The organism is Methylopila capsulata, from assembly GCF_016907975.1.
Taxonomy (GTDB): domain Bacteria; phylum Pseudomonadota; class Alphaproteobacteria; order Rhizobiales; family Methylopilaceae; genus Methylopila; species Methylopila capsulata.
In genome coordinates, this window is record NZ_JAFBCY010000001.1 from 1 (window position 1) to 20,507 (window position 20,507).

General features: G+C 69.4%; 16 protein-coding genes and 1 pseudogene. 11 read left to right on the forward strand and 6 right to left on the reverse strand.

The features are described from left to right. The 8 genes and pseudogenes from JOD31_RS00005 to JOD31_RS00040 form a co-directional block, all read left to right on the forward strand. Positions 1-141 (forward strand): annotated as a pseudogene (locus tag JOD31_RS00005) (succinate--CoA ligase subunit alpha); the annotation flags it as partial. Between the two features lie 222 nt (positions 142-363). Further along, positions 364-1,122 (forward strand): GntR family transcriptional regulator, encoded by a 759-nt coding sequence (locus tag JOD31_RS00010; protein WP_210341281.1) that lies wholly within the window; start codon positions 364-366, stop codon positions 1,120-1,122. 143 nt (positions 1,123-1,265) lie between these two features. Next, positions 1,266-2,441, forward strand: coding sequence for an ADP-forming succinate--CoA ligase subunit beta (gene sucC, locus JOD31_RS00015; RefSeq protein ID WP_204948277.1), 1,176 nt, complete (start codon positions 1,266-1,268; stop codon positions 2,439-2,441). A gap of 2 nt (positions 2,442-2,443) precedes the next feature. Further along, positions 2,444-3,325 (forward strand): succinate--CoA ligase subunit alpha, encoded by an 882-nt coding sequence (gene sucD / locus JOD31_RS00020; protein ID WP_204948278.1) that lies wholly within the window; start codon positions 2,444-2,446, stop codon positions 3,323-3,325. 117 nt (positions 3,326-3,442) lie between these two features. Then, positions 3,443-4,471, forward strand: a complete 1,029-nt coding sequence (locus JOD31_RS00025) for a 2-dehydropantoate 2-reductase (RefSeq protein ID WP_204948279.1) — start codon at positions 3,443-3,445, stop codon at positions 4,469-4,471. Further along, entirely contained in the window at positions 4,464-5,261 is a 798-nt protein-coding gene (locus JOD31_RS00030; protein ID WP_204948280.1) for a fumarylacetoacetate hydrolase family protein, read from the forward strand. Before JOD31_RS00025 ends, JOD31_RS00030 begins: the two co-directional genes overlap by 8 nt. Before the next feature lie 116 nt (positions 5,262-5,377). After that, positions 5,378-5,593 (forward strand): hypothetical protein, encoded by a 216-nt coding sequence (locus JOD31_RS00035; RefSeq protein ID WP_204948281.1) that lies wholly within the window; start codon positions 5,378-5,380, stop codon positions 5,591-5,593. A gap of 155 nt (positions 5,594-5,748) precedes the next feature. After that, positions 5,749-7,767, forward strand: a complete 2,019-nt coding sequence (locus JOD31_RS00040; RefSeq protein WP_204948282.1) for a cation:proton antiporter domain-containing protein — start codon at positions 5,749-5,751, stop codon at positions 7,765-7,767. A gap of 125 nt (positions 7,768-7,892) precedes the next feature. Here the strand turns inward: JOD31_RS00040 and glf are convergent, their stop codons facing one another. Then, the gene (gene glf / locus JOD31_RS00045; protein ID WP_204948283.1) at positions 7,893-9,083 is read right to left on the reverse strand and encodes a UDP-galactopyranose mutase; all 1,191 of its coding nucleotides are present in this window, start codon (positions 9,081-9,083) and stop codon (positions 7,893-7,895) included. Then, the gene (locus JOD31_RS00050; protein ID WP_271206134.1) at positions 9,076-10,137 is read right to left on the reverse strand and encodes a glycosyltransferase family protein; all 1,062 of its coding nucleotides are present in this window, start codon (positions 10,135-10,137) and stop codon (positions 9,076-9,078) included. Before JOD31_RS00050 ends, glf begins: the two co-directional genes overlap by 8 nt. 395 nt (positions 10,138-10,532) lie before the next feature. Between JOD31_RS00050 and JOD31_RS00055 the strand changes: the two genes are divergently transcribed. Both JOD31_RS00055 and JOD31_RS00060 read left to right on the forward strand, forming a co-directional pair. Next, the gene (locus tag JOD31_RS00055) at positions 10,533-11,729 is read left to right on the forward strand and encodes a beta-glucosidase (protein WP_204948285.1); all 1,197 of its coding nucleotides are present in this window, start codon (positions 10,533-10,535) and stop codon (positions 11,727-11,729) included. After that, on the forward strand, positions 11,726-13,549 hold the full coding sequence (locus tag JOD31_RS00060; RefSeq protein ID WP_204948286.1) for an ABC transporter ATP-binding protein: 1,824 nt from the start codon (positions 11,726-11,728) through the stop codon (positions 13,547-13,549). Before JOD31_RS00055 ends, JOD31_RS00060 begins: the two co-directional genes overlap by 4 nt. Here the strand turns inward: JOD31_RS00060 and JOD31_RS00065 are convergent. From JOD31_RS00065 to JOD31_RS00080, 4 genes are all read right to left on the reverse strand, one after another. Next, positions 13,501-14,259, reverse strand: coding sequence for a Crp/Fnr family transcriptional regulator (locus JOD31_RS00065; RefSeq protein WP_204948287.1), 759 nt, complete (start codon positions 14,257-14,259; stop codon positions 13,501-13,503). The two genes, JOD31_RS00060 and JOD31_RS00065, sit on opposite strands and share 49 nt — an antisense overlap. Positions 14,260-14,311: 52 nt before the next feature. After that, positions 14,312-14,761, reverse strand: coding sequence for an RrF2 family transcriptional regulator (locus JOD31_RS00070; RefSeq protein WP_020185383.1), 450 nt, complete (start codon positions 14,759-14,761; stop codon positions 14,312-14,314). Positions 14,762-14,854: 93 nt separating this feature from the next. Beyond that, entirely contained in the window at positions 14,855-15,289 is a 435-nt protein-coding gene (locus JOD31_RS00075) for a PaaI family thioesterase (RefSeq protein ID WP_204948288.1), read from the reverse strand. Positions 15,290-15,327: 38 nt separating this feature from the next. After that, positions 15,328-16,845, reverse strand: a complete 1,518-nt coding sequence (locus tag JOD31_RS00080; RefSeq protein WP_204948290.1) for a fumarate hydratase — start codon at positions 16,843-16,845, stop codon at positions 15,328-15,330. A 175-nt stretch (positions 16,846-17,020) separates the two neighbouring features. Here JOD31_RS00080 and JOD31_RS00085 point away from each other — a divergent pair, with 175 nt between their 5' ends. Then, complete coding sequence (locus JOD31_RS00085; RefSeq protein WP_204948291.1) at positions 17,021-20,458, forward strand: class I SAM-dependent DNA methyltransferase; 3,438 nt, start codon at positions 17,021-17,023, stop codon at positions 20,456-20,458. Positions 20,459-20,507: the final 49 nt, after the last annotated feature.

The following is a 20,507-nucleotide window of genomic DNA, read 5'->3' on the forward strand; positions in this document are numbered from 1 at the left end:
GCGGACGACAAGATCGCCGCCATGGAAGCCGCCGGCGTCCGGGTGAGCCCAAGCCCCGCACGGCTCGGAAAAACGCTCGTGGAATTGTTGAAGGGCGAGGGCGAGGTTCGCCCAGCCCGCGTGGCCGGCGCGTCGCTCTGAGGCGGCGCGCGCTCCGCAGCGCACATGAAGAGGCGGTCCGGCGGGCCGCCTCTTTACATTTCAGCGGCGGCGAAAGCCTTAGCGCCTGCGGCCGATCGAAGCGCTCACGCGCCGTATCGCTCGAGAATCTCAAGATCGTCTCGCCCGCGCCCGCCTTTACGCTGCGGCGTCTCGTCCAAAGGAGGCCTTCGTGACGCATCTGGCATCTGGTATCCGGCAAGTATGTCGATGAAGAGCGTCAAGGAGGGCCGCGCCGTGAAAGTCCCGCTGCGTTGGCCTGTGGGGGACGAAGCCGCCTCCGAGCTGGTGCTGGAGCGCTTCGCGCCGGAGCAGACCTTCAAGACCAAGGTCTACGCCGCGCTGAAGCAGGCCATCATCAACATGGACATCTACTCCACGCCGGAGCCGACGTGGATCGACGAGCGCCAGCTTTCGGAACGGCTCGGCGTCAGCCGCACGCCGGTCCGCGAGGCGATCGCGATGCTCGAGCAGGAGGGCTTCGTCAAGTCGATGCCCCGCCGGGGCATCATGGTGCTGAAGAAGACCCGGCGCGAAGTCGTGGAGATGGTCCAGGCCTGGGCCGCGCTCGAGAGCATGGCGGCGCGGCTCGTGACCGAGAACGCCTCCGACGAGGAGATCGCGACGCTCCGCACGCTGTTCAAGGACTTCGGCGAGGCGCACAAGCCGTCGGACTTCGTCAGCGAGTACTCGCAGGCGAACATCCTGTTCCACCAGACCCTCATCCGCCTCAGCGGCTCCAAGGTGCTGGCGGACATGACGGCGAACCTTCTGGTGCACGTGCGCGGCATCCGGCAGATCACGATCGGCCGCGACGACCGCGCGAGCCGTTCGATCGTTGAACATCTCAACATCATCGAGGCGCTGGAGAAGCGCGACGCCGACGCCGCCGAGCGGTTTTCCCGCGACCATACGCTGGGTCTCTCGACCTATGTCGACGAGCACGGCGACATCTTCGACTGAGGTCCGCCGAGCCCCGCGTCGCCTTCAGCCTTTCTGTTAATAGGCAGTCTCTGGCATTAGTTATACCAATGACCTCGCCGCGCATGCGGGCCGCCTGGGAACGCTTGGGATCCTGGGAACGCTTGGGACAGGGTGAGGGGCCAATGAGACTTCATGAGTTTCAGGCGAAGAGCCTCTTGGCCGATTACGGACTGCCCTGCCCCAAGGGGGCGGTCGCCATCACGGCCGCGGAAGCCGAAAGCATCGCCCGGGACCTTGGCGTCGCGCCGCTCGCGGTGAAGGCGCAGATCCACGCCGGCGAGCGCGGCGCGGCCGGCGGCGTCCGCATGGCGCACGGCCCCGCCATGGTCCGCTCCGCCGCCGAGGCGCTGCTCGGCAAGAAGCTCGTGACCGCGCAGACGGGCGAGGGCGGCCTGACGGTCCGCCGCGTCTACGTCGAAGCCGCGACCTCCGCCGTGAAGCAGATCTATCTCGCGCTCGTGGTCGAGCCCGCCCTCGGCGGCTTCGCGCTGCTGGGCGCGGCGCAGGGCGGCGAAGAGATCGAGCGCCGCGAGCGGGAAGGCCGGCTCGTGCGCGAGCGGATGACGCTGTCGGTCGGCGCGGAGCCGGACCCGGCGGAGCTCGACGCGTTTCTCGCCGCGATCGGCCTCGAGGGCGCCGCGCAGGCGAAGGCGGCGACGCTCGTCGCGGGCCTCCGCCGCGCCTTCATCGAGCTCGACGCCAGCCTGATCGAGATCAACCCGCTCGCCGTCACCGCCGACGGCGACCTGTTCGCGCTCGACGTCAAGATGACGCTCGACGACAACGCCCTGTTCCGCCACCGCGACCTCGCCTCCCTGCGCGACGAGGACGACGACGACCGGGTGAAGCTGACCTCGCAGCGCGACCAGCTGAACTTCGTGCAGCTCGACGGCGACATCGGCCTCGTCTCCAACGGCGCGGGGCTCGGCCTCGCGACGCTCGACATGGTGAAGGCCGCGGGCGGGCGTCCGGCGAACTTCATGGACATCCGCACCACGGCGACGAGCCTCGACATCGCGCACGGCTTCGCGCTGCTGCTCGACAATCCGGCGATCAAGACGCTGCTGGTCAACGTGCACGGCGGCGGCATGCAGTCCTGCGACACCATCGCCGAAGGCCTCGGCGTCGCGCTTCGGCGCTCCGGCCGGTCGTTGCCCGTCGTCGTCCGCCTCGCGGGACTGAACGCGGAGTTCGCCCGCACGCGGTTCAAGAACTTCGGCTGCGCGGTGATTGAGGAGCCGGACATGGCGTCGGCCGCCCAGCGCGCGGTCACCGTCGCCGCCAGCGGGAGGGCTTGAGCATGGCGATCCTGCTCGACAAGAACACGCGCGTCATCTGCCAGGGCATCACCGGCTGGGCCGGCACGCACCACGTCACGCAGATGATGGAGTACGGCACCAAGGTCGTCGGCGGCGTGCGCCCGGGCAAGGGCGGCCGGTCGCACCTCAACCTCCCAGTGTTCGACACGGTGTCCGCCGCGCGCGACGAGACCGGCGCGAACGCCAGCATCATCTTCGTGCCGCCGGCCTCCGCCGCGGCCGCCATGATCGAGGCCATCGAGGCGGAGATCCCGCTGGTTGTGACCGTCACCGAGCGCGTCCCCCAGCTCGACATGATCCGCGTGCGCGAGGCGCTGGCCGGCTCCCGCACCCGCCTCGTCGGCGCGAACAGCCAGGGCGTGCTCGCCCCCGGCGTCGCCAAGCTCGGCGTGATGGCGACGGGCTCGGAGCGTCCGGGCGGCGTCGGGATCGTGTCGCGTTCCGCCTCGCTCACCTCCGAGGTGGTGGCGCAGGTGAGCGACGCGGGCCTCGGTCAGTCGACCACCGTCGGCGTGGGCGGCGATCCGATCCACGGCCTCTCCATGCGGGACTGCCTCGAGCTGTTCTTCGCCGACCCCGAGACCGAAGGCGTCGTCCTCATCGGCGAGATCGGCGGCTTCGAGGAGCAGGAGGCCGCCGAGTTCATCCGCGAGGCGAAGCCTTCGAAGCCGATCGTCGCGCTCATCGTCGGCGCCCACGCCCCGGCCGAGCGCCGCATGGGCCACGCCGGCGCGCTGGCGATCGGCGGGGCGGCGGCGGCCTCCGCGAAGATCGCGGCGCTTGAGCAGGCGGGCGTGCGCATCGCGCCGAGCGCCGGCCTCGTCGGCCGCACCATGGCCGACGCCCTGGCGAAGACGCACTGACGCCCCGACGACCGACGGTGCGGAGCCGGCCGCCCGCGCGGCCAGGCCTCGCCGCGACATCACGACATTTGGCCGGGCCTCGCGCGGCGCGCCACGACCATACGGGAGACTGACGCGATGAAGATCTGCATCTATGGGGCCGGCGCCATCGGCGGCTACATGGCGGTGATGCTGAAGCGCTCGGGCGTGGACGTCTCCCTCGTCGCACGCGGGCCGCATCTCGCGGCGATCAAGGAGCGGGGGCTCAAGCTGCTGATCGACGGGCAGGAGCTCGTCGCGGAGATGCCGGCGACCAAGAACGCCGCGGAGCTCGGGCCGCAGGACTACGTCATCAACGGCCTCAAGGCGCATCAGGCCTGGGAGTCGGCGGAAGACATGGCGCCGCTGATGGGCGACCACACCGCGGTCGTGACCATGCAGAACGGCGTGCCGTGGTGGTACTTCCACGGCCTCGACGGCGATTTCGGCGACCTGCGCCTGCAGAGCGTCGACCCCGGCGACCGGCAGTGGAACGCCATCCGCCCCGAGCGCGTGATCGGCGGCACCGTCTACCCGGCGACCGAGATCACCGAGCCCGGCGTCATCAAGCACATCTACGGCGACACCTTCGGTCTCGGCGAGCCCAACCGGCGCAAGACCGAGCGCCTGACCCGGCTCGCGGACGCGATCAACGCAAGCGGGCTCAAGGCGCGCGTCTACGACGACATCCGCGACGACATCTGGTTGAAGCTCTGGGGCAACCTCTGCTTCAACCCGATCTCGGCGATCACCCGCGCCACGCTGGACGTGGTGGCGACCGATCCCGCCACCCGGGCGCTGGCCAAGAGCATGATGCTCGAGGCCCAGCAGATCGGCGAGACCTTCGGCGCCACCTTCAAGGTGGACGTCGAGCGCCGCATCAACGGCGCCGCCCGCGTCGGCGCGCACCGCACCTCGATGCTGCAGGACGTGGAGGCCGGGAAGGCGATCGAACTCGACGCCCTGCTCTCGTCCGTGCAGGAGATGGGCCGTCTCGCGAACGTCGCGACGCCCATGATCGACCTCGTGCTCGGCCTGACCAAGCAGATGGGCCGTTCGCTCGGCGTCTATCCCACCTTCCCGGAAGAGGTGGTCGAGGAGCAGCCGCTGAAGGTGGCCAATGGTTGAGGCGACCGCCGTCGCGACCGCGCTCTGGGTGCGGTTCGACCGCGCCGGACAGGCGGGCTTCGGCCGCCTGGTCGGCGACGCCGTCGAGGTGCATCAGGGCGACATGTTCGCGGGTCCGACCGCGACCGGCGAGACGGTCGCGCTCAGCGACGTCGCGCTGCTCGCGCCCACGACGCCCGGCAAGATCATCGCGCTGTGGAAGAACCTCCGGGGCCTCGCCGACAAGCTCGGGCAGACCCCGCCGGACGAGCCGCTCTACCTCCTGAAGGCGTCGTCCTCGGCGATCGGCTCGGACGCGACGATCCGCCGGCCGTCGTCCTACGGCGGGCGCGTGGTGTTCGAGGGCGAACTCGGGATCGTGATCGGCGCGACCTGCCGCGAGGCGACGCCGGCCGAGGCCGAGGCCGCGATCTTCGGCTACACCTGCGTGAACGACGTCACCGCGGCGGACCTGATCGACAAGGATCCGTCCTTCGCGCAGTGGGCGAGGGCGAAGAGCTTCGACGGGTTCGGGGCTTTCGGCCCCGGCGTCGCCACCGGGCTCGATCCGAGCGCGCTCGTGATCAAGACCGTGCTCAACGGCTCCGAACGCCAGAACTACCCCGTCGCCGACATGTTCTTCGAGCCGGCGGAGCTGGTGAGCCGGCTGTCGTTCGACATGACGCTGGAGCCGGGCGACCTGATCATGTGCGGCACCTCCGTGGGGGTCGGTGCCATGAGGGAGCCGGAGAACGTCGTCGAGGTGACGATCGAGGGCGTAGGGACGCTGCGCAACCGCTTCGTGCAGTGAGGCCTTGGCCTCCGGGCGACCCCGCCCCGTGTCGAGGCGGGTCGCGATTACGCCGGCGTTAAGCCTGGCGTCGTCACATGCCGACGACCGAAACACCGCCGCCACGAGGAACGCCGATGACCATGCCTGATCTGGAGCGCGCGATCGTCGCCGTCCTCAAGATGATGGGCGACGCCGACGGCGACCTGGCCGACCGGATTCTCGACCGCTATCTCACGCGATTCGGCGACGACGCCGACGCCAAGCACGCCGCGCTTCGTCGTCTCGAGGCCGCGATGACGGCGGACGGCGACCGGGTCGAGGCGGTTCAGCCGGCCCGCGCGAGCCGCTGACGGGCCTCGTTTGTGGCGCTCGCGCTCTCGTGAGCGCGGCTCTTTGATCATTCGAAACGAAAATCGCCATCTGCGCGGCGTGCGGCATGGCGCCGGCGCGCGTGCGCCTGCATACTGCGGCATCCCATCACATACCGCCTCAGGAGACGTGGCCGATGCCGCATGAAACGCCGCTGATCTCGACGATCGTCGCGGGTTTCGTGTTGGCTTTCATTCTCGGGGCGATCGCGAACCGTTTCCGCCTGCCGCCGCTCGTGGGCTACCTCGTCGCCGGCGTGCTCGTCGGCCCGCACACGCCGGGCTACGTCGCCGACCAGCAGCTTGCGCCGGAGCTCGCCGAGATCGGCGTGATTCTGCTGATGTTCGGCGTGGGTCTGCACTTCTCGCTGAAGGACCTGCTGTCGGTGCGCGGCGTCGCGCTGCCGGGCGCGATCGCGCAAATGGCGGTCGCCACCGCCATGGGCTGGGCTCTCGCCTGGCTGATGGGCTGGTCGCACGGCGGCGGCCTCGTGTTCGGCCTCGCGCTCTCAGTCGCGTCGACCGTCGTGCTGCTGAAGGCGCTGCAGGAGCGGCGGCTGGTCGAAAGCGAGCGCGGCAAGATCGCCGTCGGATGGCTGATCGTCGAAGATCTCGCGATGGTCCTCGCGCTCGTGCTGATTCCGGCCGCCGCGGGGATCGCGAGCGGGCAGGGCGGCGACGCCACCCACGGCGATCCGGTCGCGCTGTTGATCAGCCGCGCCCTGAACGTGGACCTCGGCCTCACCGGCGTCATCGGCGTCACGCTGCTGAAGGTGGCGCTGTTCGTCGCGCTGATGCTCGTCGTGGGCCGGCGGCTGATCCCGGCGCTGCTCCACCGCATCGCCCACACCGGTTCCCGCGAGCTGTTCCGGCTCGGCGTGCTGGCGATCGCGCTCGGCGTCGCCTTCGGCGCGGCCAAGCTCTTCGGCGTGTCGCTGGCGCTCGGCGCGTTCTTCGCCGGCATGATCCTCTCCGAGAGCGAGCTCTCACACCGCGCGGCGCAGGAAAGCCTGCCGCTGCGCGACGCCTTCGCCGTGCTGTTCTTCGTCTCCGTCGGCATGCTGTTCGACCCGACGATCATCGTGCGGGACCCGTGGCCGGTCGTCGGCACGCTGTTCATCATCGTGATCGGGAAGTCGGTGGCGGCGTTCCTGATCGTGCTGGCGTTCCGAAGATCGGTCGGCACGGCGCTGACGATCTCCGCCAGTCTCGCCCAGATCGGCGAGTTCTCCTTCATCCTGGCCGAGCTGGGCGTCGGGCTGAACCTGATCCCGGAGGAGGGCCGCGACCTGATCCTCGCGGGCGCGATCCTGTCGATCATCCTCAACCCGATCGTGTTCTTCGCCGCCGACCGGATCCGCCCGCGGCTCGAGGCCCGTATCCTGCGCCAGAGCCAGACGGCCTCGCCGCCCGCCGAGGCGCCGTCCGCCGAGACGGCGGCTTCGGAGCCGTCGGCCGCCGCTCCGGCCAGCGCCCGGCCGGCTCCGGAGGAGGAGAAGGAGCCCGCGCTGCCCGACATCGAGACGGAGGGCGAGACCGAGCCCACGACCCTCAGCGGCCACGCCGTCGTGGTCGGCTACGGCCGCGTGGGCGCGATCGTGGTGGACCAGCTCAAGTCCGCCAACACGCCGTTCCTCGTGATCGAGGACAGCGAGAAGCGGATCGCCGAGCTGCGCGAGAAGGGCGTCGAGGTCATCGTCGGCAACGCCGCCCATCCCGCCGTGCTCGCGCTCGCCAACCTCAAGGGCGCGACGCGCCTCGCGGTCGCGATCCCCGACGCCTTCGAAGGCGGCCAGGTGACGGAGCAGGCGCGCGCCCAGAACCCCGGCCTGCTGATCATCGGGCGAGCGCATTCCGACGCCGAGGTCGACCATCTCGCCAAGCTCGGCGCGGACGTGGTGATCATGGGCGAGCGCGAGATCGCCCGCGGCATGCTGGAGCGCATCGGCGAGCCGATGACCAAGGCGCGCGGCGACGCGCCAGGCCCGCGGGAACATGTCGCCGGCGCCTATCCCGGGGCGCCCGAGGCCGTCGGCGAGCCGTCTCCGCTCACGCAGTCGGCTATGGCTGATCCGACGGTCGAGCCTTCGTCGCAAGCGCCGGACGGCGCCTCGTCGCCTACGAATCCCGACGCGTCGCCAGCCAAGACGGCGTGACGCTTTACTGAGCGCCTATCTGCGGTCACCGACCGTTAGACGTGCCGACGCGCTGCATCCATACACGCAAAACGCCCGGACCTTGGGAAAGGTCCGGGCGGTCGCATGTCCGTCGATGAAGCCGGTCAGTTCAGCGCGCGGCTCGATCCTGTCGCGACGGCGGGGCTAACCGCGGCCGGCCGGGCCTCGGCCTTGCCGTTCGGCGGCGTGTCGTACATCGGCACGCTCTCCTGGATCCGGCGGAATTCCGCCAGCGCCTGTCCGACGACCTGATCCATGTTGTAGTAGCGGTAGGTCGCGAGCCGGCCCACGAAATGCACGTCCGCCGTTTCGTTCGCGAGCGCCTGATACCGCCGATAGAGCTCCTGGTTTTCAGGCCGCGGCACAGGATAGTACGGGTCGCCCGTGGCCGCCGGGTACTCGTAGGTGATCGTCGTGTTCGGGTGCGTCTGGCCGGTGAGGTGCTTGTACTCGGTGATCCGGGTGTAGTCCTCAGTCTGCGGGTAGTTTACCGTCGCGACCGGCTGGAACTGCTCCTGTTCGAGCGACCGATGCTCGAACCGCAGCGAGCGGTACGGCAGGCGGCCGAAGCGGAAATCGAAGAACTCGTCGATCGGCCCGGTGAAGATCAGGCGCTTGAACTGCGCCGTCTCGCGCACCTCGCGAAAATCCGCGTTGAGCATGATCTGGATGTTGGGGTGATCCAGCATCCGCTCGAACATGCGGGTGTAGCCGTGCTTTGGCATGATCTGATGCGTGTCGGTGAAGTAGCGGTCGTCGGTGTTGGTGCGCGTCGGCACCCGCGCCGTGACCGACTTGTCGAGCTCCGACGGGTCGAGGCCCCACTGCTTCTGGGTGTAGCCGCGGAAGAACTTCTCATAGAGCTCGCGGCCGACCTTGCTGACGACCACGTCCTCGGAGGTCCGGATCTCCTCCACAGGCTCAGCCCGCGACTCAAGAAAAGCCGCGGCGTCCTCGTCGGTCTTGAGGTCGAGGCCGTAGAGTTCGTTCAGCGTCGTGCGGTTGATCGGGATCGGCACGAGCTTGTCGTCGACGCGGCCGAGCACCCGATGCTCGTAGGGGCGCCACTCCGTGAACTTCGACAGGTGCTCGACGATGGCGTCGGAGTTGGTGTGGAAGATGTGCGGTCCGTACTGGTGCATCAGCACGCCGGCGTCGTCGTACTTGTCGTAGGCGTTGCCGCCGATGTGCGGCCTGCGATCGATGATCAGCACCTTCTGGTCGCGTTCGGTGGCGATCCGCTCGGCGAGCACCGAGCCGGCGAAGCCTGCGCCGACGATGAGCCAATCATACATGAGCGGCGTCCTTGACGGTTTCAGCGCTCGTCAGTCCCACGCGGCTGCGACGGCGCGCATGAGCGGCCGAGGTCGCAAGGGCATAGATCCGCTCGAATGTCTGGTCCCAGGAGTTGTCGGAGAGCTTGGCGTCGACGCGGGCGAGCCAGGGACCTCGGTCCATCGCCATCTGCTCCTCGATCGCCGCGATCATCTCGTCGGCGGTCGAGGCGATCTTCACAAGGCCGGTCTCGCCATAGTCGGCGATCACGTCGGTGATCGGCGTCGAGGTCACGGTCGCGCCGGCCGCCAGGAACTCCGGCGTCTTTGTCGGGCTGATGAAGCGGGTCGACTCGTTCAGCGCGAAGGGCATGAACGCCGCGTCCCAGCCGCCGACATAGGACGGCAGGTCCTTGTAGTCGCGGCCGCCGAGCCAATGCACATTCGCGGCCTTCGGCAGGTCCGCCGGATCGATCTTCACGACCGGTCCGACCATCACGAGCTGCCACTCCGGCCGCTTCGCGGCGATCTCGCCGACGAGATCGATGTCCATCCGTTCGTCGATGACGCCGAAGAAGCCGATGCGCGGATGCGGAATGGCGGCCTGGTCCTCGGGATCCTCGCGGTCCTCGGCGCGGCCCTTGCTGAAGTGCGCGACGTCGATGCTGCTGGGGAAGGCGTGGATGTTGTCGTGGCGATGTTTCTTCGCCTCGTAGAGGCTGCGGCCGCCGGTGAACACGACGTCGGCGCGCGCCAGCATTTCGTCCTCGAGCGCGATCAGTTCGGGCGGCGCGCCCTTGAACGCCGACAGCTGGTCCATGTTGTCGAAGACGGTGAGATCGGCTTCGAGATGGCGGCTGAATAGCAGCGCCATCGGCGTGTAGTACCAGAAGATCCGGCGCTCGGCCCCAAGGTTCTCAAGCAACTCGTCGACCAGTTGACGCTGCGCGAGGATCTTGCCGCTTTCGCTCAGGCCGTGGGGCAGAACGGGGACTGCGACCGTGACGCCTTCGGACCGCGCCGACGACCGCAGGGACGGCGCGGCGACGTCTTCAAAGACGGGCTCTTCGATCACATAGACCGGCTGCCGCTTGCCGATGCGGCTTAGAAGGTGTTGAGGCCGCTGATAGACGAAATCCCAGCGAAGGTGCGAGAAGCAAATCACCGGGGCGTCTTCAATCCGCGAAGTTCCCGCGGCGTCGAGTTCTGGCGCGCAACTGCTGGTCGGTCGCATGATCTCTCCCGTCTCGGATGAACGAACCACGACGCGGAAACGTGGCGTCGGTCGGGCTGGCGCGAAGTCGGCGAACTTTGCCCGATCCTCTGCCTAACCTCGGTGTTCGAACATGTACCTAGGTTCAGGCGTTCCCGGAGAAGTGAATCTGTGCGCTACCGTACCAAAAGGTCGACGTGCTGCGCTGCGGGGCCAAACCGGCACAAGAGTGAACACCGCCATGTGAACGGAAGGAGATGCGCTGCGTGACCATCGACGCGCCGCCGGCCTCCGCCGGCCTTCAAAGCTTTTTCGTCGCGGGCTTCGAGTGCTCATCCCACCGGCGCGCCGACGGAACCCGGCTCGATCTGATCGCCGCGACCGGCCATGACCGGCTCGCCGCGTCGGATTTCGCGCGCCTCGCCGCCGTCGGCGTGACCACGGCGCGCGACGGGATGCGGTGGCATCTGATCGAGAAGGCGCCTGGATTCTACGATTGGTCGAGCGTGCTGCCGATGCTCCGGGCGGCGAGGGACGCGCGCGTTCAGGTCATCTGGGACCTCTGCCACTACGGCTATCCCGACAAGCTCGACATCTGGTCGCCCGCCTTCGTTGAGCGCTTCGCTCGCTTCGCCCGCGAGGCCGCCCGGCTCATCCGTTCTGAGAGCGACGACATTCCCTACTACTGCCCTGTCAACGAGATGTCCTATTGGGCCTGGGCCGGCGGCGATATGCGCCAGTTCAATCCCATGACGAAGGGGCGGGGGGCGGAGCTGAAGCGCCAACTCGCGCGGGCCGCGATCGCCGCGATCGAGGCGGTGCGGTCGGTGGACCCGCGCGCCCGGTTCCTGACGGCCGAGCCGAGCATTCATGTGGCGGCGGCCTCGCCTTCGACCTCGGCCAAAGCAGCCGCCGAGGGCTACCGGCTCTCGCAATTCGAGGCGACGGACATGCTGGCCGGCCGGCTTCATCCTGAGTTGGGCGGCTCTCCCGACAAACTCGACATCGTCGGCGTGAATTTCTATCCGCAGAATCAGTGGGTTCTGGGAGCCGGGACCATCCCGATGGGACATCACGACTATCGGCCGTTCCGCGAGATGCTCGCCGAAACCGCTGTCCGCTATGGGAGGCCGGTGCTGATCTCGGAGACCGGCGCAGAGGGCACGGCCCGCGCGGCCTGGCTGCATTACGTCTGCGACGAGGTCGCCGCGGCGCGCGACGACGGCGTGCAGGTGGAGGGGATCACTCTTTACCCGATCCTCGACTATCCCGGCTGGGACAACGGCCGGATCTGCGAGGTCGGGCTGTTCTCGACGCCGAATGCGAAAGGCGAGCGTGCGGTGTTCAAACCGCTGGCGGACGAGCTTGCCCGCCAGAGAGCCCGGTTCGAGCCCGAGGTCCGCTGGGATCTTGCGGACCGCGTCGTTCCCATCCGCCGCGGGGCGGCGTCGTGAGCGAGGCCTCGACGTCGTTCCGGCCCGACACGCAGGAGGAGCGCAGCGCCATCGCGGCGTCGCTCCAGAGCCCGTCGGCGTTCTTCTGGCGCTACGCCAAGCGCTGGCCCGGCCACTTCATCGCGCTCGGGCTCGTGGTGACGGTCGGCGCTTGCATGATGGTGGCGACCCAGTACGGCATGAAGCTGCTGGTGGACGCCATGGCGGCGCCGCCGCCCGCCTCGCCCGCGCTCTGGTGGGCGCTCGCATTCTTCGTGGCGACGACGGCGCTCGAAGGCGCGCTGTGGCGGGTGTCGGGCTGGCTCGGCTGCCGCACGACGGTCGGGGTCGGCGTCGACATCCGGCTCGACCTGCTCGACCACGTCGCCGGCCATCCCATGCGGTACTTCCAGGACCAGCGCGCCGGCGCGCTGGGGCACCGCATCACCTCGACCGCCGGCGACTTCGGCGTGCTGACCAACAACATGACCTGGAACGTCATGCCGCCGATCGTGAGCTTTCTCGGCGCGGTGGTCATCTTTTTCACGATCAATCTCGGCATGGCGATCGCGCTGTCCGCCTTCGCGGTGATCGTCACGATCGGCCTGGTGCTCTTCGGCCGGCGCGGCCGCCCACTGCACCGGCATTACGCCGAGCAGGCGGGCCTGGTCGGGGGCGAGCTGATCGACGTCCTCACCAACATCTGGTCCGTCAAAGCCTTTGCGGCCAGCGCCCGCGAGCGCAGGCGGCTTCGCCACATCTTCGACGGCGAGGCGACGGCCCAGCGCAGGAGCTGGATGTTCACGGAGAAGGCGCGCGTCATGCATGACGTGCTTCTCTGGGCGATGGCCGGCTCCATGATGCTCTGGGCGGTCTCGCTGTGGTCGCGCGGGTCGGTGACGACCGGCGACGTCGTCGTCGTCTCGACGCTGGTGTTCCGCATTCTCCACGGCTCCCGCGACCTCGCGATGGCGCTCGTCGATATGGAGCGCCACGTCAGCTACATCGCCGAGACGCTGAAGGTCATCGGCACGCCGCACGAGGTGGTCGACCTCGAGGACGCCCGGCCGTTCCAGAAGCGCGGCGGCTCGATCGCCTTCGAGAAGGTGTCGTTCGGTTACGGCGGATCGCACGCCGTGCTGCGCGACTTCGACTTCACCGTTCCAGCGGGCCAGAAGGTCGGCATCGTCGGCCCCTCCGGCGCCGGCAAGTCGACCCTGATCCACCTCGTTCAGCGGCTCCACGACGTGGAGGCCGGACGCGTGCTCATCGATGGCCAGTCGGCGGCCGAGATCACGCAGGAATCGCTGCGTTACGCGATCGCGGTCGTGCCGCAGGAGATTTCGCTGTTCCATCGCTCGGTGATGGAGAACATCCGCTTCGCCCGGCCGGAAGCGACCGACGACGAGGTCCGCGAGGCTGCCGCCGCCGCGCACTGCGGCTTCATCGACGACCTCGACGACGGCTTCGACACGCTGGTCGGCGAGCGCGGCGCCAAGCTGTCCGGCGGCCAGCGCCAGCGCATCGGCATCGCGCGGGCGATCCTGAAGAACGCGCCGATCGTGGTGCTGGACGAAGCGACCTCCGCGCTCGACACCGAATCCGAGATCGAGGTGCAGACGGCGCTCACCCGTCTGACGCGCGACCGCACCGTGCTCGCCGTGGCGCATCGGCTGTCGACGCTCGCCGACTTCGATCGGATCGTGGTGCTGGTCGAGGGCAGGGTGGTCGAAGAGGGGCCGATCGGCGACCTGCTGGCGGCGAACGGCGTCTTCGCCCGGATGTGGCGGCTTCAGTCGCGCGGGTTGTCCGTGGACGAAGCGTTGGACAAGGCGGGATAGGCTCGTTCGCTTCGGCCAAAGGCTGCGAGGTGGCATCCACATGAGCGCCGCCCGAGGGCCTCGAGGTCCCGGATTTCGATCCGCCCGCGCTGGCACCGGACGGCCTGCTCGCCCTCGAGCATGTGGAGCCCGAGGGTGACGCTCGCGCGGCGCACGCCGAGCAAGTCGCTCAACTGCTGGTGCGTGAGCTCGATCGGGCGATCGCCGCGCAGGGCGTGGGCCTCCAGCAGCCAGCGCGCCAACCGCTGTTCGACCGTATGCAGGGCTGTGCAGACGCACAGCTGGGTCGCCTGGATGATGCGGTCGTTGGCGTAGAGCATCAGCCTGCGCCGCAGTTCGGGGTGGAGCGTGGCGATGCGGTCGAGCGCCTCGGCGTCGATCGCCTGGGCCTGGACGCCTGTCAGCGCGACGGCGTCGCGCACGGCCGGGTGTTGCGCGCTCAACGCCGCGGACACCCCGACGAATCCGCCGGGCCCGACGAGCCCGGTCGCGGCGACGCCGCCGTCGGGCGCGCGGCCGAACAGGGCGACGAGTCCGTCGCTTATGAAGAAAACCGTCTGGATTGCGTGGCCCGCGGACGACAGCAGATCGCCCCGGCGCCTCTCGCCGCGTCGGAGATGGCGCCTGAGCAGGGCCGCGGACTCAGGCTCCAGGCCTGCAATCAGCGGATGAGCGGCGCGATCGGCCTTTGGACGGGAGGGACGCAGCACCTCCGAAGCCTGAACCCGCGGGGCCCTAAACGCAAACCGGCCGTCGCGCGGCTCAGATCTGGTAGTCGGCCTCGAGCAGGGCGAGGCCGCCGAGATCGCGCATTTCGGTCAGCGTCCGATGATCGAGCACGGTCGAAATGGCGTTTCGGACCTCGAGCATCATCAGGCGCACCTGACACGACCGCACGTCCTGACAGTCGTCGCAGGGCACGTAGGCCGACCGGCTGGCGCAGGCGATCGGGGCGAGCGGGCCGTCCAGCGCTCGCACGATCGCGCCCACCGTGATCTCGTCCGGCGACTTCGAGAGCATGTAGCCGCCGGCCTTGCCCTTCTTGCTGGACAGCATGCCGGCGTTGCGGAGCTCGCCCAGGATCGCGTCGAGAAACTTCTTCGGGATCGCGTTGCGCTCGGCGACCTCGGCCACGAAGGTCGACTTTCCCGGCTGAAGGCGCGCCAGGTCCACCATGGCCTTCAGGCCGTATTTCGCCTTCTTCGTCAGCATCGTCCCAACCCTTGCTGCGACACGAGATACGAGATCCCTCGCGCCGCAGCAATATATGTTGAGTCGCTTACTGGAATGCGAGCGTCCTCGGCGTCAGCCGGGCCGGGAGAGGATCTTCCAGACGCCATTCGCCGCCGCCACCGCGCGGTCGCCGACCTTCAGCGTTCCCCGCATGAAGACCAGGGACGATGTCAGCCGGAGGAGCTCCGGCTCGACGGCGACGAAATCCCCCATCTTGGCGGTAGAGACGAACTGCATGTCGAACTGCACGGTGACCGAAGGCCTCCCGCCCGCAGCGTCCCAGGCCGCGACGCCTAGCGCACGGTCGGCGAGGGTCATCAGCATGCCGCCGTGGACCACGCCGATCAGATTGGCGTGCTTGGTCTCGGCGGTGAAGCCGAAGGCGCGAAGACCGTCCGCGCCGCGCCGTGTGACGATGGGCCCGACGAGATCGATGAAGCCGGCGTCCTGAAACCTCTCCCAGCCATGGGCGAGGGGATCGTAGGGCGGCGAAGAAAGAGCGTTCACGAGCGAAGACGTCCTGTCGTTCAGGGAGGGAAGGGCGCTCAGGCGCGCCGCCAGAGGTCCGGGCCGATCAGATGGATCGACGCGCCCGCGGAGTCCACAGCCACGGTGACGGGCATGTCGACCACCTCGAACTCGTGGATGGCCTCCATCCCGATATCTTCGAACGCCAGCACCCGCGACGAGCGGATCGCCTGCGCGACGAGAATGGCGGCGCCGCCGACGGCGATGAGCGAGGCCGCGCCATGCCGCGCGATGGCCTCGATCGCCTGCGGCCCGCGCTCCGCCTTGCCGATCATGGCGAGCAGCCCGGTCCTCGCCAGCAGCGCATCCACGAAGCCGTCCATTCGGGTGGCGGTGGTGGGACCGGCGGGACCCACCGCCTCGCCGCCGACCGCCTTTACTGGCCCGACGTAGTAGATCACCCGTCCGTCGAGCGGGACGGGCAGGGGCTCTCCGCGGGCGAGGAGATCCGCCATGCGCTTGTGCGCCGCGTCCCGGCCGGTGAGCAGCTTACCCGACAGCAGCAGCCGTTCGCCGACCGTCCAGGACCGCACCTCGTCGCGGGTCAGCCGATCGAGGTCGACGCGGCGCGCGGCGTCGGCCGTGCGCGCGAGCACGATCTCCGGCCAGTCGGCGGCGTCCGGCGCTTCGAAGGTCGCGGGGCCGGAGCCGTCGAGCGTAAAGCTGACGTGCCGGTTCGCGGCGCACTGCGGCATCAGCGCGACGGGCTTCGAGGCGGCGTGGGTGGGGAAGGTACGGATCTTCACGTCGAGCACGGTGGTGACGCCGCCGAGCCCCTGCGCGCCAACGCCCAGCGCGTTGATGCGCTCGTGGAGCGAAATCCGCATCTCCTCCAGCTTGGAAGCCGGCCCGCGACGGAGCAGGTCGAGCATGTCGATCGGTTCGAACAGCGATTCCTTCGCGAGCAGCATCGCCTTGTCGGCGCTGCCGCCGACGCCGATCCCGATGAGGCCGGGAGGGCACCAGCCCGCTCCCAGCGTCGACATGGTCTCGACCACCCAGTCCTCGACGGAGGCGCTCGGGTTCAGCTGCACGAAGCGCGCCTTGTTCTCGGAGCCGCCGCCCTTCGCGGCGACGATGACCTCGACCGCGTCGCCCGGCACGAGGTCGACGTGGATCATGGCCGGCGCGTTGTCGCCGGTGTTGCGGCGTTCGAACAGCGGGTCGGCCACCATGGTGGCGCGGAGCGGGTTGGCCTCGTCGAGATAGGCGCGGCGCACGCCCTCGTTGACGAGGTCGTCGAGCGAGCGGCGCGTGGCGAAGCGCACGTTCATGCCGACCTTGAGGAACACGGCGGCGACGCCGGTGTCCTGGCACATCGGCCGCCGACCGATGAGCGCCATGCGCGAGTTCACCAGGATCTGCGCGATGGCGTCCTTCGCCGTCGGGCTCTCCTCGCGCTCATAGGCTCGGGCGAGATGGCGGACGTAATCGGCGGGATGGACATGGCTGACGAACTGCAGCGCGGCCGCGATCGAGCCGACGAGGTCGTCCTCGGCGATCCAGACGGTCGGATGGGGCGCAGTCGCGGCCATGCAAGACACCTACGCGCGGCCGGGGGGCCGCCGAGCCGGAAACGTCGCACGCCCCCCGCCGCCGGTTCAAGGCGATCGCCCCGAACGCGCGCCGGGAATTACATCCTGTGATTGTGTTGATCAACTAAATGTGCACCAATACGTGTATAGCGGCATCGGTGCACGGCGGGCGGGAATGGCGTCGGAACAGGCGGTCGAGCGTTTCATCGCGCGCTGGCAGGGGAGAGTGGGCGGACAGGAGCGGGCGAACTACGCCTTGTTCCTGAGCGAGCTGACCGACGCGCTTGGCGTCGCCCGTCCCGACCCGGCGTCGGCGGAGACCGAAGAGAACGACTACGTCCTCGAGCGGGTGGTGAAGGAGACCGGACGCGACGGCGCCGTCTCCCGTAGGCGGATCGACCTCTACCGAAGGTCGAGGTTCGTGCTGGAGGCCAAGCAGTCGCGCATCCCCGGAGCGGCCAAGGCGCCGCTCGGCGCCACAGCCGGGCCGGAGCCGGCGACCCGTGGACGTCGCGGGGCCGACAAGGCCTGGGACGTGCTGATGATGAACGCCCGCAATCAGGCCGAGCATTACGTCCGCTGGCTTCCGGAGGGGCACGAACCGCCGCCGTTCGTCGTCGTCTGCGACGTCGGCCACTGCCTCGAGCTCTACGCCAACTTCCGCAAGGACGGCAAAGCCTACGACCAGTTTCCCGACCGGCAGGGCTACCGGATCTATCTCGAGGATCTGCGCCGTCCCGAGATCCGCGAGCGGTTGGTCAACGTGTGGAACGACCCGCTCGCGCTCGACCCCGCGCTGCACGCCTCTCGGGTCACCCGCGAGATCGCGGTCCGGCTCGCCGAGGTGTCGCGCCGTCTGGAGGCGAAAGGCCATGCGACCGAGGAGGTCGCGCAGTTCCTGATGCGCATGCTGTTCACGATGTTCGCGCAGGACGTGGAGCTGATCGAGCGCGGCGGCTTCAGCGCGCTGCTCGCCGAATGCGAGGCGGCGCCGGCCCGGTTCCAGCCCGTGGTCGGCCAGCTTTGGGAGGCCATGGACAAAGGCGGCTACGCCTTCGGGCTTAAAGCGCAGGTGCCGCGCTTCAACGGCGCCTTCTTCCGGGATTGCTCCGCGCTGCCGCTGGATAAGGCCGAGATCGCGGAGCTTCGGGCGGCCGCGTCCTACGACTGGCGCGAGGTCGAGCCCGCGATCTTCGGCGCGCTGCTGGAGAAGGCGCTCGACCCGGACGAGCGGAGCGCGCTGGGCGCGCATTACACCCCCCGCGCCTATGTCGAGCGGCTTGTGGTCGCGACCGTGATGGAGCCGCTGCGCGCGGACTGGGAGGCGGCTCTCGCCACCGCCGAGCGCCAGCGCGACGAGGGACGCGCGGCGCAGGCGCTGAAGACGGTGCGGGGCTTCCATGCGCGCCTCTGCGCGACGCGCGTGCTCGACCCGGCCTGCGGCACCGGCAATTTCCTCTACGTGACGCTCGAGCTGATGAAGCGCCTCGAGGGCGAGGTGCTGGAGGCGCTCGCCGACCTCGGCGGGCAGGAGGCCCTCTCGGGTCTCGAAGGCCACACGGTCGACCCGCATCAGCTGCTGGGGCTCGAGAAGAACCCCCGCGCCGCGGCGATCGCCGAACTGGCGCTCTGGATCGGCTACCTGCAGTGGCACGCCCGCACCCGCGGCGGCGCGCCGAACGAGCCGATCCTGAAGGCCTTCCGCAACATAAAGGTCATGGACGCCGTGCTCGAGGCGGAGGAGGAGCTGGTCCGCGACGCCGCCGGCCGCCCGCTCCGGGACGGGCCGCGCGAGCGCACCCGCTACCGTAATCCTCGCCTGCCGGCCTGGCCGGACGCCGAGTTCATCGTGGGCAACCCGCCCTTCATCGGCGGCAAGGACCTGCGCGCGCGGCTTGGCGCGGACTACGCCGAGGCGCTGTGGGCCGCGAACCCCGGGATCAACGAGAGCGCGGATCTCGTGATGCATTGGTGGGACCGCGCGGCCGCGATCCTCGCCGCGCAGGGCTCACCGCTGCGGCGCTTCGGCTTCGTGACCACGAATTCGATCAGCCAGGTGCTCCAGCGTCGGACGCTCGAGCGCCGCATGGGCGGAAAGGCGCCGATCTCGATCGTGATGGCGATCCCGGATCACCCTTGGACCAAGGCGGCGCGGGACAGCGCGGCGGTGCGCATCGCCATGACCGTGGCCGAGGCGGGCGTGAAGGACGGCGCCCTGCGCGAGGTCGTGCGGGAGGAGGGTCTCGCCACCGACGCGCCGCTGATCGAGCTGTCCGAGAGGCGCGGAAGGATCAACGCGGACCTGACGATCGGCGCCGACGTGGGGGCGGCGAAGGCGCTGCTTGCGAACGCCGGCCTTTCGTCGCCGGGCGTCAAGCTGCACGGGAAGGGCTTTATCGTACGGCCTCAGGACATCAGGACGCTCGGCGTGGACCGCAGGCAAGGCCTCGCCGATCGGATTGTGCCGTACCGTCATGGACGCGATCTGACGGCGCGTCCTCGCGATGCGAAAGCGCTCGATCTCTACGGGCTCAGCGAGGAGCGCGTGCGTCGTGACTTCCCGGAGGCCTATCAGCATCTCGCCGAGACCGTGAAAGTGGATCGGGCGAAGCAGCACGCGAAGTCGCCGACGAAGGACGCGGCGGACTACCTCGCGCAGTGGTGGGTCTTCGGAAAGCCCCGCCCCGATCTCAGGGACGCGCTTGGCGGGCTCGCGCGCTACGTGGTGACCGTCGAGACCTCGAAACACCGGGTCTTCCAGTTCCTCGGCGCGGAGATTCTGCCGGACAACATGCTCGTGGCCGTCGCAACCGACAGCGCCTTTCATCTCGGCGTCCTGTCGTCGCGCTTTCACGCGGCATGGGCGCTGGCCTCCGGCGGGTGGCTCGGGATCGGCAACGACCCCCGCTATTCCAAATCCCGCTGCTTCGACCCGTTTCCCTTCCCCAACCCCACCCCGTCGCAGGCCGCGCGGATCGCGGCGATCGCGGAAGAGCTCGACGCGCATCGCAAGCGCGTCCTCCAGGAGCGGTCGAAGCTCACGCTCACCGGGCTCTACAACGTGCTGGAACGTCTGCGCGCCGGCGCCGCCCCGTCCGACCTGACGCCCGCGGAGCGGCGGGTCTTCGACGACGGCCTCGTCCTGATCCTGAAGGAACTGCACGACCGGCTCGACGTCGAGGTCGCCGGCGCCTACGGCTGGCCTGCCGATCTCCCCGTCGCGGACGCGGTGGCGCGGCTGGCGGCGTTGAACCTCGAGCGCCGCGCGGAGGAGGCGGCAGGGGTCGTGCGGTGGCTGCGGCCCGCCTATCAGGCGCCGCGCTTCGCCCGGGGCCGGGCCGCGGCGGACGATCGCGCCGGCCAGACCGAGGCGCCGCTCGCGGCGGTCGCCGCGCGCAAGCCCTCGTTCCCCAAGGAGGACATGGCCCAGACGGCGGCCGTCATCTTCGCGCTGCTGGAGGCGCGGGAGCCGATCGACGTGGGCTCGCTGGCCGACGCCTTCCGCGAGGGACGGCGCGCGACGCCGCGGATCGAGGCCACGCTCGCCGCGCTGGCGCGGATCGGCGCCGTTGCGTCGTCGGGCGTGACCTTTGCGCTGCGCGGCCATGCCTGACCCTTCCGGCCACGACGCCACGCCCTAGCTTCGCTGTCGCATCCCGGCG